General features: G+C 64.9%; 12 protein-coding genes. 8 read left to right on the top strand and 4 right to left on the bottom strand.

All coding sequences use genetic code 11. The features are described from left to right. Positions 1-99: 99 nt before the first annotated feature. The 6 genes from pstB to N539_RS14855 all read left to right on the top strand — a co-directional run bounded on the left by pstB (position 100) and on the right by N539_RS14855 (position 6,195). Entirely contained in the window at positions 100-846 is a 747-nt protein-coding gene (gene pstB / locus N539_RS0101305; RefSeq protein ID WP_051531290.1) for a phosphate ABC transporter ATP-binding protein PstB, read from the top strand. A gap of 14 nt (positions 847-860) precedes the next feature. Next, a complete protein-coding gene (phoU, locus tag N539_RS0101310) occupies positions 861-1,556 on the top strand; it encodes a phosphate signaling complex protein PhoU (protein ID WP_028968804.1) in 696 nt (231 codons plus the stop codon). Between the two features lie 2 nt (positions 1,557-1,558). Then, entirely contained in the window at positions 1,559-2,251 is a 693-nt protein-coding gene (gene phoB / locus N539_RS0101315; protein ID WP_028968805.1) for a phosphate regulon transcriptional regulator PhoB, read from the top strand. Positions 2,252-2,368: 117 nt separating this feature from the next. Beyond that, positions 2,369-3,406 carry a substrate-binding domain-containing protein gene (locus N539_RS0101320; RefSeq protein ID WP_037551653.1) on the top strand — a complete coding sequence of 346 codons (1,038 nt, stop codon included), beginning with the start codon at positions 2,369-2,371 and terminating at the stop codon, positions 3,404-3,406. A 104-nt stretch (positions 3,407-3,510) separates the two neighbouring features. Further along, complete coding sequence (locus N539_RS0101325) at positions 3,511-5,055, top strand: OprO/OprP family phosphate-selective porin (RefSeq protein WP_081774120.1); 1,545 nt, start codon at positions 3,511-3,513, stop codon at positions 5,053-5,055. Between the two features lie 135 nt (positions 5,056-5,190). Continuing rightward, entirely contained in the window at positions 5,191-6,195 is a 1,005-nt protein-coding gene (locus N539_RS14855) for a sensor histidine kinase (RefSeq protein WP_051531141.1), read from the top strand. Here the strand turns inward: N539_RS14855 and N539_RS0101335 are convergent. From N539_RS0101335 to N539_RS0101345, 3 genes are read right to left on the bottom strand one after another with little or no spacing between them, the layout of a single operon-like run. Further along, a complete protein-coding gene (locus N539_RS0101335) occupies positions 6,192-6,578 on the bottom strand; it encodes a response regulator (protein WP_037551655.1) in 387 nt (128 codons plus the stop codon). The genes N539_RS14855 and N539_RS0101335 overlap by 4 nt on opposite strands. Positions 6,579-6,591: 13 nt before the next feature. Continuing rightward, complete coding sequence (locus N539_RS0101340; protein WP_028968809.1) at positions 6,592-7,395, bottom strand: LytR/AlgR family response regulator transcription factor; 804 nt, start codon at positions 7,393-7,395, stop codon at positions 6,592-6,594. Beyond that, a complete protein-coding gene (locus N539_RS0101345) occupies positions 7,395-8,567 on the bottom strand; it encodes a sensor histidine kinase (protein WP_081774164.1) in 1,173 nt (390 codons plus the stop codon). The genes N539_RS0101340 and N539_RS0101345 overlap by 1 nt, the downstream gene beginning before the upstream one ends. A 133-nt stretch (positions 8,568-8,700) precedes the next feature. On the opposite strand from N539_RS0101345, the gene N539_RS0101350 reads away from it, so the two are divergent. Next, the gene (locus tag N539_RS0101350; protein ID WP_037551658.1) at positions 8,701-10,611 is read left to right on the top strand and encodes a M1 family metallopeptidase; all 1,911 of its coding nucleotides are present in this window, start codon (positions 8,701-8,703) and stop codon (positions 10,609-10,611) included. A gap of 198 nt (positions 10,612-10,809) precedes the next feature. After that, the gene (locus N539_RS14860) at positions 10,810-13,038 is read left to right on the top strand and encodes a putative bifunctional diguanylate cyclase/phosphodiesterase (RefSeq protein ID WP_197018311.1); all 2,229 of its coding nucleotides are present in this window, start codon (positions 10,810-10,812) and stop codon (positions 13,036-13,038) included. On the opposite strand, the gene N539_RS0101360 is transcribed toward N539_RS14860, so the two are convergent. Further along, on the bottom strand, positions 13,035-13,724 hold the full coding sequence (locus N539_RS0101360) for an NADPH-dependent F420 reductase (RefSeq protein ID WP_028968812.1): 690 nt from the start codon (positions 13,722-13,724) through the stop codon (positions 13,035-13,037). The genes N539_RS14860 and N539_RS0101360 overlap by 4 nt on opposite strands. Positions 13,725-13,738 lie beyond the last annotated feature (14 nt).

Below are 13,738 nucleotides of genomic sequence, written 5' to 3' on the forward strand. Positions count from 1 at the left end.
GATGCGCCCGACAAGCCGCTTCCGAACCTGTCTTTGTCGCAGCTGTCCAATATTCAGGACACATCGGACGAAGAAGTTGCGCCGGGCAGCGAGCCCAAGATGCGCGCCAACAATGTCAGCGTCTTCTACGGTGACAAGCAGGCGCTCAAGGACGTTTCGATCCAGATCTACGAGGATCTCGTCACTGCCTTCATTGGTCCCTCGGGTTGCGGCAAGTCGACCTTCCTGCGGTGCCTGAACCGGATGAACGATACGATCCCGTCCGCGCGGGTAACCGGCTGCATTGAACTCGATGGCGACGACGTCACGACCTCCAGCATGGACGTCGTCCAGCTTCGCGCGCGGGTCGGGATGGTCTTCCAGAAGCCGAATCCGTTCCCGAAGTCGATCTTCGAGAATGTCGCTTACGGTCCGCGCATCCACGGCCTGTCCAGCTCGCGATCCGAGCTCGACGGGATCGTCGAAACCTCGCTCAAGCGCGCCGGCCTGTGGGACGAGGTCAAGGACCGCTTGCAGGAAAGCGGCACCGCGCTGTCCGGCGGGCAGCAGCAGCGCTTGTGCATCGCTCGCGCGATCGCCGTCGATCCCGAGGTCATCCTGATGGACGAGCCCTGCTCGGCGCTCGATCCGATCGCCACCGCCAAGATCGAGGAGCTGATCCACGAGCTGCGCGGCCGCTACGCGATCGCGATCGTCACCCACAATATGCAGCAGGCGGCGCGCGTCTCGCAGCGGACCGCTTTCTTCCATCTCGGCGAGCTGGTCGAATACGGCAAGACGTCGGAGATCTTCACCAACCCGCGCCAATCGCGCACCCAGGACTATATTACCGGCCGTTATGGCTGATCGGAGCAGGACCAATGCAGCAGCAAGCTAGCGGGCACACGATCAAGGCGTTCGATGAGGACATCGAACGGCTGCGCGCGCTGATCAGCGAGATGGGCGGCCTCGCCGAACATTCGATCGGGGAAGCCATGCGCTGTCTCGTCCAGCGCGACGTCGACGGCGCCAGCAAGGTCATCCTTGACGACAAGAAGCTGGATCTCCTCGAAATCGAGACCGAGCGCCGGGCGGTGCAGCTCATCGCGCTTCGCGCGCCGATGGCCGGCGACCTTCGCGATGTCGTCGCCGCGCTGAAGATCTCGGGCGTCGTCGAGCGGATCGGCGACTATGCGAAGAACATCGCCAAGCGCGTTCCGATGCTCGAGACCGCCGGCAAGATCGAGCCCTTGTCGCTGCTTCCGGAAATGGCGCGGATCGCGACCTCGATGGTACACGACGTCCTCGACGCCTTCGTCGAACGGGATGCGCCGGCGGCGGTCCGGGTCTGCGAGCGCGACCAGGCGGTCGACGATTTCTACGATTCCATCTTCCGCGCGCTGCTGACTCACATGATGGAAAATCCGCACAATATCGGCCAGTCCGCCCATCTGTTGTTCGTCGCCAAGAATCTCGAGCGCGTGGGCGACCATGCGACGAACATCGCGGAGATGGTCTATTATGCCGCGACCGGCGAGCACATGGCGGATCGGCCCGGCAAGTCGGCAATGCCGTGATGATGGCCAATAAGCGCCTGTTGCTGGTCGAGGACGACCGTTCGCTCGCTGACCTCGTCACCTTCCATTTCGAGCGGGCCGGCTACGACGTCACGCGCACCGGCGATGGCGAAGAGGCGCTGATCCTGGTCGACGAGGTCAAGCCGGACGTCGTCCTGCTCGACTGGATGATCGAAGGAATCAGCGGGATCGAAGTCTGCCGGCGCCTGCGCCGCCGGGCGACGACCGCCAACGTCCCGATCATGATGCTAACCGCCAGGGGCGAGGAAAGCGACCGCATCCGCGGGCTCGAGACCGGCGCCGACGATTATGTGACCAAGCCGTTCAGCCCGCGCGAGCTGGTCGCGCGAGTCGCGGCGGTTTTGCGCCGCGTGAGGCCGGCTTTGGCGGGCGAGCAACTCGCCTATGCGGACGTCGAAATGGACGTTGCCGCGCACCGCGTTCGCCGCAGCGGGCATCAGGTTCCCCTGGGCCCGACCGAGTTCCGGCTCCTCCGGCATTTCCTCGAGCATCCCGGCCGGGTGTTCTCGCGCGAGCGCTTGCTCGATGCGGTGTGGTCGCACGATCCCGACATCGACGCGCGGACCGTCGATGTGCATGTCCGCCGGTTGCGCCAGGCGCTGAACTCGGAAGGGCGTTCCGATCTCATCCGAACCGTCCGTTCGGCCGGCTATTCGCTCGATTGCGACGGCTGAGTGGCCACGCGGCCACAGTCACAAAAGTGAAACATCGGCGTCAAACAACCGTCGCGGCGCCAGCCTAGCACTCCGACTCAGCGGACCGGAATCGAGGTCCTTTTTCGGGGTACTAAAATGGCTTTCAAACCACTGGGCCTCGCCGCGACGGCGGTGATGGCGCTTACTGTTTCAACCACCGCCGACGCCCGCTCGCAGATGCGCGCGGTCGGCTCGTCCACCGTCTATCCGTTCGCCAAGATCGTAGCCGAGCGAATCGCCCGCGCTAACCCGCGGCTCGGAACGCCGATCATCGAATCGACCGGCACGGGCGCCGGCATGAAGCTGTTCTGCGCCGGCGTTGGCGAGCGCTTCCCCGACGTCGAGAATGCCTCGCGCCGGATGAAGGCTTCGGAAGCCAAGCTGTGCGCTCAGAACGGCGTCAGCGCGATCACCGAGATCCAGGTCGGCATCGACGGCATCAGCCTCGCGACCGCGAAGAGCTCGCCGCTTCAGAACGTCACCACCCGCGACATCTATCTGGCGCTCGCCAAGACGCCGTTCGGCAAGCCGAACCGCGCCAAGACCTGGCGCGACGTCAACGGCAAGCTGCCCAACCTCCCGATCCGCGTTTACGGGCCCCCGCCGACCAGCGGCACGCGCGACGCGCTGGGCGAGCTGATCATGACCGCCGGCTGCGACAGCAACCCCGGCATGGCCGCCGTGAAGAAGGCGGACGAGACCAAATACAAGGCGATTTGCACCGGAATGCGTGAGGACGGCTGCTACATCGAAGCCGGCGAGAACGACAATCTCATCGTCCAGAAGATCGAGGCGAATCCGGGGACGATTGGCATCTTCGGCTATTCCTATCTCGAAGAGAACGCCGATCGCGTGAAGGGTCTGCAGATCAACGGCGTCGGGCCGAGCTATCAGACCATCAGCAGCTTCAAATATCCCGGTGCTCGTCCGCTCTATATCTACATCAAGAATGCCCACGCCGGCGCAATCCCGGCGGTGCGCGCGTATGCTGCCGAGTTCACCAAGGAGAGCGCGTTCGGCCCGAACGGCTACCTTCTCAAAGCCGGCCTGATCTCGGCGCCGAACACCATTCGCGCGCGCAGCCAGCAGGCGGCGAGGGCGCTCGCCCCACTCAACCTGGCGAGCCTCAAATAGCGTTGGTCGCATAAACCCTAGTCAATCACTAGAGTATCTGGATAGAGGGACCGCGGCGAGCGAATCGCCGCGGCTCCGCCGAACCCAGGGGGGAAGGAAAGAACATGAAGTTGAAGTTTGTCGCTGCGCTCCTTGCTGGAAGCGCGATTTGTTTCTCGACACCTGCATTGGCGCAGGATCCGGCGGCTCAGGCGGCCCCCGATTCGACCGAGCCCGACCCGTCGGATGCAACCGCTGATGCGGCGATCGCGAATGCGCAGGCCGTCGACGACGCGCAGGCCAAGATCGAGCTGTTGCAGGCGCAGGTCGAAGCGCTCCAGGCGTCGATCGAGCAGGTGAAGAGCTCGATGACCAAGGTCACGCCCTCGTGGAAGGGCGGCCCGCAGTGGGATGACAAGGAAGCCGGTTTCAGCTTCAAGCCCAAGGGCCTGCTGCAATATGACGCGGGCTATGTCGGCTTCCCCAACGGCGACGAACGCCGCGGTACCGTCGCCGGCCTGAACTTCGGCAACCTCGGCTGGAACACCCGCGCCCGACGCCTGACTCTCGGCGCCGACGGCACGCTACCCGGTGGCTTCCGCTACAGCGCCGAATTCAACTTCGCGCAGGCCGGCGTCGACTTCGAGGACGTGCTGATTGCCTATGACTTCAAGAACTCGCCGCTGACGGCCCAGGTCGGATACTTCTATCCGTTCGCCAGCCTCGAGACGATGACCAGCTCCAAGTATACATCGTTCATGGAGCGCGCCGGCATAACCGACGCCTTCAGCCACAATCGCCGCATCGGCGCCGCGTTGACCGCTACCGACAAGGCCACGGACAAATGGACATTCCAGGCCGGTATCTTCAGCGAGGAAATGAATAACACCGACCTCAACCGCACGGGCTGGGACGCGGCGGTCCGCGGCGTTTTCTCCCCGACGCTTGGCAACATTCGCCTGCACCTCGGCGCGAACTTCGAGCACCGCGAGAACAAGCGTGAAGCGCAGAGCCGGAACTATCAGGTCCGGCCGATGACGCAGCTGACCGACCAGCGTTTCGCAGCCACCGGCGCCCTCTCGGCCAAGGGCGACGACGTCGCCGGGCTCGAGGTCGCGGCGATCATGAAGAGCTTCCACGTCGCCGGGGAAGCGCAAAAAGTGTGGGTGCGCGGAACCTACACGCCGGCGGAGCAGGCCGCCATTCTGCTCGATCAGGGAACCAACACTACGCCGAATGGCACCGCGCTCAACAGCAATCCCAGCTTCTGGGGCGGCTATGTCGAAGCCGGCTTCTACCTCACCGGCGAAACCCGCGCCTACAAGGGCGGCAGCTTCGGCCGCGTGAAGGTCCTCCATCCGTTTAATGATGGCGGCTGGGGCGCGTTTCAGATCAACGGCCGCGTCGACTATGTGAACCTCAGCGACGACGTCGACAGCAGCTCCGCCTTGCTGACCGCGCCCTTCTACGTGAACGGCGGCAAACAGATCGCCTATCAGCTGAGCGGCATCTGGAACCCGACGGATTATGTCCGCCTCATGGCCCAATATTCGCACATCAACGTGACCGGCGGCCCGCGCAACGCGCTCAGCGACGACCTCACCGATCCGGCCAACAAGCGCGAGTTCGACAGCGACGTGCTCTCGATGCGCGCGCAGATCGATTTCTAGTGAGTGAAGCCTGAAATAGCCTTTCGGTCCCTCTCTCCCCTTCGGCTCGAAAGGCGGCCCCCTCGTCCTCGCTGCGAGGGGGCCTCTCTGGCTCCAGGCGTGGCTCCAGACGACCAATCGGCTACACAGCCTGCGATGCCTCCGTTTAGCCTCAGCGAACGCGCACTCGTCGACGCGATCGACGAACCGGCGCTCATCGTCGAGGGAGCCATCGTGCGGCTCGCCAATCCGCCCGCGCTGGGGCTGCTCGGCAAGTCGATCGAGGGCCGCGATCTCAGGCTGGCAATCCGGCATCCGCAAGCGCTCGAGCATATCCTCGGGCACCGTTCGGGCGACATCGACGTCACCGGCATCGTCGATCCCGGGCGATCGTGGCGGCTTCACATCCGCCGGCTCGGCCCGACGTCGGTCCTGGTTCGAATGGTCGATCGATCGGACGCCGTTTCGGCGGAGAAGATGCGGGTCGACTTCGTCGCCAACGCCAGCCACGAGCTGCGCACCCCGTTGTCGACCGTGCTCGGCTATGCCGAGACGCTGGCGGAAGAGAATGATCTACCCGCCGATCTCCGCGCGAATTTCGGGCGCACGATCCGTGACGAGGCGCGCCGGATGTTGCGCATCATCGAAGATTTGATGAGCCTGTCGCGTATCGAGGCCGACCGCTTTCTCGCGCCGAACGACAGCGTTTCCATCGACCAGGTCATTGGCACTGCGGTTGCGAATGCGGCCAGCCTGCGGATCGCTCGCTGCGAGTTCCTCGTCGACGCTCGCCAGGATTTGCCCCCGGTTCGCGGCGACCGCGCTCAGCTCGTCCAGGTGCTCGACAATCTGATTAGCAATGCCGTGCGCTACGGCTGCGAGGGGCCCGCCGCGAAGATCGAGGTGTCGGCGAAGCGGGATGGACGATGGGTGGCCCTGACCGTCTCCGATCAGGGGCCGGGCATCCCGCGCGAGCACCTGACGCGGGTGACCGAGCGCTTCTATCGCGTCGACGCGGCCCGCAGCCGCGAGTCGGGCGGGACCGGGCTTGGCCTCGCGATCGTCAAGCACATCGTCGAGCGCCACAAAGGCACGCTCGAGATCAAGAGCATTGTCGGGGTCGGGACCAGCGTCACCGTTCGGTTGCCGGCCGCCGGCTAGGCCGTATTCGCAGAATCCAGCAGCGCCGCCAGCGCCTTCTCGACCTGGTCGATCGTGTAGGGCTTCGCCAACCGCGGCCGATCCTCCCATTTGTCGGGCATTTGCCAGTCCGCGTAGCCGCTGGTCAGCACGAACGGCACGCCTTTCGCATCGAGCGCGTCGCACAGGGGGAAGACGCGTTCGCCGCGGATGTGCACATCCATCATCGCCGCGTCGATCTCGGCATCGCCATCGAGCAACTCGCGCGCCGCGGCCATGTTCGGCGCCGGCCCGATCACCGTGCAGCCGAGGTCGCTGAGCAATTCCGCGGTGAACGGTCCGACCACCGGCGAATCCTCGACGACGAGGATGCGATAGCCGTGGAGCGGAGCTTCCCCGCTCACCCGAGGCTGGACCTCAGTGGACGAATCTGGCGACGACATCTCGATACGAACGCGAAACTTTCACTTGGGCTCCCGAATCGAGCACGAGAAAGCATTCGCCGTTGGTGTGCGGCTTCACCTGGCGCACCAGGTCGAGATTGACGATGGTCGAACGGTGGACGCGCTGGAAACGGCGCGGGTCGAGGCGTTTCTCCAGATCCTTCATGGTTTCCCTGAGGATCAAAGTGTTGTCGCCGGTCTGGATGCACATGTAGTCGCCTGCCGCATCGATGCGCTCGATGGTGTCGACGTCTACCCTGAATATCTGGCCCTGGTCCTTGATGTTGATCATCTTTTCAAAGCGCGATTGCGCGGGGCCTTCCGGCGATGCCTCGGCCAGTTCCTCGGCGGCTTCGGGCGCATGCTCGACCAGCGCTTCCTTCAACCGCCCAGCCTCCTCGGCGCTGCGCTTTTCGGATAGCCGCTGGCGCACGCGGTCGAGGGTCGCGGCCAGCCGGTCCTCGTCGACCGGCTTCATCAGATAGTCCACTGCCTGCGCGTCGAACGCGCGCAAGGCGTGGTCGCTGTAGGCGGTGACGAACACGAACAGGGGCGGCTCGACATCCATCAGGCCCTGGATGACCGAGAAGCCGTCGAACCCCGGCATCTGGATGTCGAGGAATACCAGGTCGGGCTTGTTGGTCTTGATCTGGCGGATCGCCTCGCGTCCGTTGGCGGCGGTCGCCACCACGTCCACGTCCTCGTGCGCCTGCAGCCTGAGCTGGAGGCCTTGGGTCGCGAGAGGTTCGTCGTCGACCAGCACGGTCCGGATGGTCATCAGGCCTTGTCTCCGCTTTCGTATGGAATTTCGATGATAACGCTGAACCCCCCGCGTTCGTTCTTTGTGGTCTTAAACGAGTGCGCCGCGCCATAGGCCTGCGCCAGGCGGTCGCGAATGTTCGCCAGACCGACGCCGGTCGATGGGCTCGCCGCCAGCTCCGCCCCATCCCCGTCGCCGTTGTCGGCGACTTCGATCCGCACCGCCTGGCCTTCGCGGCGCGCGGTGAGCCAGATATCGGCGCCGCCTTCGGCCGGCGTCACGGCATATTTGATCGCATTCTCGATCAGCGGCTGGAGCAGCAGGGAGGGCAGGCGGGCGCCGATCGTCTCCGACTCGATCCGGAAGTGCGGTCGCAGCCGCTCCTCGAACCGCATCTTCTCGATCTCCAGATAGAGCTTCAGGGTCTCGACCTCCTGCGCAAGCGTGACCTTCCCCGCCGGCTCATTGACCAAAGTGTAGCGCAGGAAAGACGACAGCCGCGCCAGCATCGCATTGGCGCGCTCGGTCTGCTTCAGCAGCACCAGCGTCGAGATCGAGTTCAGCGTGTTGAACAGGAAGTGCGGGTTGAGCTGGTAGCGAAGCATCGCCAGCTGCGCGGTCGAGGCCTGGCCTTCGAGCTGCTCGCGCTGCCGGATCTCGGCTTCCAGCAGCAGGAAGTAATTGATCCCGTAGTAGAGCGCGGCCCACGCCGCGAGCAGCGAAAAATTGAGCAGGATGGCGCCGAGATACTCGACTCCCTCCGGCTTTGCGTCCGGCTTCAGGAAGGTCGCGTAGCTCCACGTCTCGATCACCGAAAAGGCCATCGAGGCGATGCCAACGACCGCGAGCGACAGGACCATCGTCCACAGCGGCCGCATCCTGATCAACCGGCGGAACAGCGACGCCAGCAGCAAGGTGAGCGAGTAGCCGGTGGCGGTCAGAAGCAGGGTGTGGATCAGCCACATCCAGCCCATTGAATTGGCAAAGCCGGACAGCGAGCGAAGGAAGAAATAGCCGCTCCAGCCGACCGACTGGAGGATCCAGAACGCGCGGTTCTTGTCGTCGAAGAACGGCCGGTCGAGACCGATCCCGCGGGCGATCGGCGCCGCGGGCGATTGAATCGCGGGCGGATCGGTCGTGCGCCGGGACGTGGCGGCTCGCCGGTCGAAGGTCGCGCTGTCGGTCGCCATCATCGGGGGATATAGAAGGCGACCCGCTTCTTTGCGAGCCGCAAGGCTTGCCGATTGGACGATCCTCGCTCTAGCGGGCACCGAGGCGCCGATCCGGCGTTGGACGATCGGACCGCCTGGAGGACCAATTTCGATGCATAGTCTTGCCCGCTTCGCACTCGCCGGCGTTTTCCTGCTCGGTGGCTGCCGTGCGAGCGATCAAGCGAATCAGGCGCAGCCGCAAGCTGCCGAGGCGGCGATCGCTCCGATCCTCGCCACGCCCGACGCCATCGACACGCACAGCTACGCCCGGCCGCTCGAGGCCCGCGTGACCCACGTCGCGCTCGACCTCACCGTCGATTTCGACACCAGGCGCATCGCCGGCACGGCGGCGCTCGACGTCGATCGCAAGCCCGACGCGAAGGAAATCGTGCTCGACGACAATGGGCTTGAAATCGAGAGCGTCACCGACGCCGGCAAGCATCCGCTGGCGTTCAAGGTCGCCGCCAAGGACGTCAACCTCGGCGCGCCTTTGATCATCGCGCTTCAGCCGGACACCAGGCGCATCCTCATCACCTACAAGAGCGCGCCCGATGCCCCAGCGCTATTATGGCTGACGCCCCAGCAAACCGCCGGGAAGAAGGCGCCGTTCCTGTTCAGCCAGGGCGAATCGATCGAAAACCGCAGCTGGATTCCGACCCAGGATTCGCCGGCCGTCCGCCAGACCTGGGAAGCGACGATTCACGTGCCTGCCGGCGTGACCGCGGTGATGAGCGCGCCGCGGATCGAGCAGCCGCTCACCCAGGGGGGCGAAAGCGTGTTCAACTTCCGCATGGATCACAGCGTCGCGTCCTACATGATCGCGATCGCCGTCGGCGACCTCGCGTTCAAGCCCTTGGGCCCGCGCACCGGCGTCTGGGCCGAGCCGCCGACTATCGACGCTGCCGCGCGCGAGCTTTCCGACACCGAGAAAATGGTCGCCGCGGCGGAGAAGCTCTACGGCCCCTACCGCTGGGGCCGCTATGACGTGATCGTCCTTCCGCCCTCCTATCCGCTGGGGGGAATGGAGAACCCGACCCTGACCTTCCTAACGCCGACCTTCATCGCCGGCGACAAGAGCCTCGTCAGTCTCGTCGCGCACGAGCTTGCCCACAGCTGGTCGGGCAATCTCGCGACCAACGCGGTGTGGAACGATTTCTGGCTCAACGAAGGCATGACCACCTACGCCGAGGGGCGCATCATCGAAGAGCTCTACGGCAAGAAGGCGGCAGCGGAGCACGCCGCGCTCAGCATTGACGCCATGAACAAGGCGGTCGCGGAAAATGGCGGCCCGGGCGGCGCCGACACCCGGCTTCACCTCGACCTCAAGGGCCGCCACCCCGACGATGGCACCAGCGACATCGCCTACGAAAAGGGCGCCGAATTCCTCCGCACCATCGAAGCCAACGTCGGCCGTGACCGGTTCGACGCCTGGCTCAAGGGCTGGTTCGACCGCCATGCCTTTCAGCCGGTGACGTCGGCAATGTTCCTCGCCGATATCCGCCAGAATCTCATCAAGGGCGACAAGGCGCTGGAGAGCAAGCTGATGCTCGACCGCTGGGTCTATCGGCCGGGTGTTCCACCGAACCTGGTTCGTCCGCCCGCGAACACCTTCGCCGAACAAGACAGGGCGACGACGGCCTTTGCCTTGCGCGGCGCGGCGCCGTCGGCCTGGGCGGATTGGAATACCGAAGAACGACTGCGTTTCCTCAATCGCTTGCCGCGAAAGCTGCCCGAGAGCCGCCTCGATGCACTAGAGTCGGCCTATGATCTTAACGGCGCCTCCAACATGGAGATTCGCTTCGCCTGGCTCGATCTCGCGGTTTCGAACCGCTACGATCCGGCTCTCGCCTCGCTCGAGCGATTCCTGACCTCGCAGGGTCGCGGCAAGTTCGTGAAGCCGCTGATCCGGGCGCTCGCGGAGGACGAATCCTGGGGCAAGCCGATCGCCAAACGGATCTACGCCGAGGCGCGGCCGCTCTACCACCCGCTGGTGACCCGCGATCTCGACAAGCTGAAGCTCTGAATTTCTTCCAGCGCAGGAGGAAATAGGCGCCCTTAACCGGCCTTAAACGCTCTTTGGTTATCCCGCCGCACGGACACGTGACACGGCGGGTGGATGTACAAGGCTCCTGACAGGTATAAGCGCTTGATTTCGGCCAGGCTTCCGGGAGGGGAGTCGGCCGGGCTGGCGTCGCGCGCGCCCGAGGGCGAAAGCTCGCCGTTGCGCGACGTTCAGCTGATTTCGCGGGCCCAGCTCGCGCCATTCTTCGCCGCCGCCAATATCATCGCCGCATTGATGATGGTCGCCAGCCTGTGGGGCTTCAAGGAAGCCACCTGGCTCTTGCCCTGGGCGGTCGCCGTCGGCGCGGTCAACCTTGGCGCGATGCATCTTGCGCGCACTCAATCGATCACCCACGTCGGCCGGTCCGGCCATCGCGTCCCAAACTGGCTGATGGTCGGGGAAGTCGCCGTTCGCGCGGTGGTCTGGCTCAGCCTTCCGCTCTACCTTTTCCCGTCGCTCGATCCGAGCCAACAGGTGATTGCGGCCTCGATCATGGCCGGCCTCGGCATCGGTGCGCTGGGCCTGGTCGTGGTTCCGCCCTGTGTCACGGCGTGGATGATCGCGTTCACGGCCGGGGTCGGCGGCGCCCTGCTGATCGGCCGCAACAGCGTGCCGTTCCAGCATATGCTGTCGATCATCTTCACTCTCGGCGTCGCCATCTTCGGTGTCCTGGCCGTCGCCCGCTGGGCGTTCCACCAGCTCAAGACCAACGCCGACGTCGGCAGCCAGAGCGAAAGCGCCAGCCTGCTGCTCCAGGAATATGAGCAGCGCGGTGTCGGCTGGCTGTGGGCCGTCGACGGCGAAAACCGTGTCACCTACATCAGCTCGCGCATGAGCACGCTGCTCGGGCGTCCGGGCGGTCAGCTTCTCGGCCATTCGCTTCCTGCGCTGCTTGGGGGCAATGCCGAACTCGGCCGCGTCCTTCTCGAGCGGCAGCCGTTCAACTCGCTCGAGATGGAGCTGGACACCCCGCGCGGCTCGCGCTGGATTTCGATCGCCGGCGACCCGATCATCGACACCGCCGGCCGCTTCGAAGGTTTTCGCGGGGTCGGCTCCGACATCACCGAGATTCGCCAGACGCAGGAACGCCTGACCCATCTCGCCAACGTCGACGTGCTCTCGGGCCTGCCCAATCGCGGCCGCGTCCGCCAGTTGCTCGGCGAAGCGCTCCGCGGAGCGACCACCTCGAGTGTTCCCTGCGCGATCATGTTCCTCGACCTCGACGGCTTCAAGCCGGTCAACGATACCTTCGGGCACCCGAAAGGCGATGCCGTGCTTCGCGCCGTCGCCAAGCGTCTCGTCGACGAAGTCGGGCCCGACGGCCATGTCGGCCGCATGGGCGGCGACGAATTCGCCATCGTCATCACCGACGCCCAGAGCCGCAAGCAGGTCGAGATGCTTGCCGAGCGGATCATCAACTCGATCAAGGAATCCTACCTGATCGACCAGACCGAGATCCGCATCGGCGTCTCGATCGGCGCTGCCTTCGGCCCGATCGATGGGGCCACCGTCGATGATCTGATCCTCAAGGCCGACCTTGCGCTTTACCAGGCCAAGGATGCCGGCCGCGGCTGCGCCCGCTATTTCTCGTCCGAGCTGCAGTCGGAGCAGGAAGATCGCGTCCGCCTCGAATCCGACCTTCGCGCGGCGGTTGCCTCGAAGCAGTTCCACCTTGCCTTCCAGCCGCTGATCAACGCCAAGACCCAGAAGCTGATCGGCTTCGAGGCGCTGATCCGCTGGAACCACGCACAGCGCGGCTTCGTCCCGCCCAACGTCTTCATTCCGGTCGCCGAGGAAAGCGGGCTCATGCCGGTGATCGGCGAGTGGGTGATCGAGGAGGCGTGCAAGGCCGCGGCAAGCTGGCCGGAGCCGATCACGGTCGCCCTCAACATCAGTCCAAAGCAAATCCTTCCCGCGCTCCCCAACATCGTCAGCGAAGCACTGTCCCGCTGCAAGCTCGCGGCCAACCGGATCGAGCTCGAGGTTACCGAAGGCGTGTTCCTCGGCGACAACGGCTCGACCCTCGATGTTCTCAAGCGCCTGCGCGCGCTCGGCGTCGGCATCGCGCTCGACGACTTCGGTACCGGCTATTCGTCGATCGGCTATTTGAACAAGGCCGTGTTCCACAAGCTCAAGATCGACGGCAGCTTCGTTCGCGAGGCGGGCACCCGGCCTGAGAACGTCGCGATCATCCAGTCGATCGTTCAGCTCGCCAAGAGCTTCCGCATGTCGGTCACCGCCGAAGGCGTCGAAACCGCCGAGGATTTCGAGCGCATGCGCGACCTCGGCTGCGACACCATCCAGGGCTATCTGTTCGGCAAGCCCCTCGCCTACGATCGCGCCAACCAGATGGTCGTCGGCCTCGGCGCCAAGCGGCTGGCGGGTTAGCTTACCGCGCCCATCGCTTCCGGGTGCGGCTGGGTCAGCAGTCGCCAATTCATTCGCGGATAGGAGTTGAGCTGGCGCCCGAGGTTGCCGGTGATCATCGTCAGCCGCTCGACGGTCCGGCTGTTGATCAGCGGCCCCGCGTCGAGATAGCGGAAGGGCGTTCCGTCCGCGAGCTCGAGGAACCGCGCCTTGGCGGTCTCATTGTTGCCGGTGATCAGCACATCGCTCAGCGTTTCGCCGAACTCGGGATGGTCAAAGACCTCCCAGAAGACGTTCTTGAACGCGCCGACCACCTTGGCCTGCGGGAAGCGCCGCTGAAGCTCCTCCGCGCCGCTCGAATCCCATGGCGTGACGAAGTCGCTATAGTCGGCGTTGTAGGGATTGCTGATGTCGACCAGCAGCTTGCCGGTCAGCTTCCGGCACGACCGGTCGAGCAGGTCGAACAGGCCGTCGCGGATGAAGATCGCGGGAAGGATCGCCGGCGTGCACAAGGCGTCGGCGTAGCTGCCGGCGCGAAGGCCCGGAATGTCGAGTTCGTCGACGATTGCCTGGGCGCGGTCGGGGTCGCGCGAAGCGAGGATCACCTTGCGCCCGGCGCGCGCGAACATCGCCGCCAGCCGCGGACCCATTTTCCCGGTTCCAAGCACGCCAAGATCGGCCAGCCCTTGGCCTGATTGCGTCAACATCTCTCTCCTTTGTG

This window comes from Sphingomonas sp. URHD0057 (assembly GCF_000620665.1).
GTDB lineage: Bacteria > Pseudomonadota > Alphaproteobacteria > Sphingomonadales > Sphingomonadaceae > Sphingomicrobium.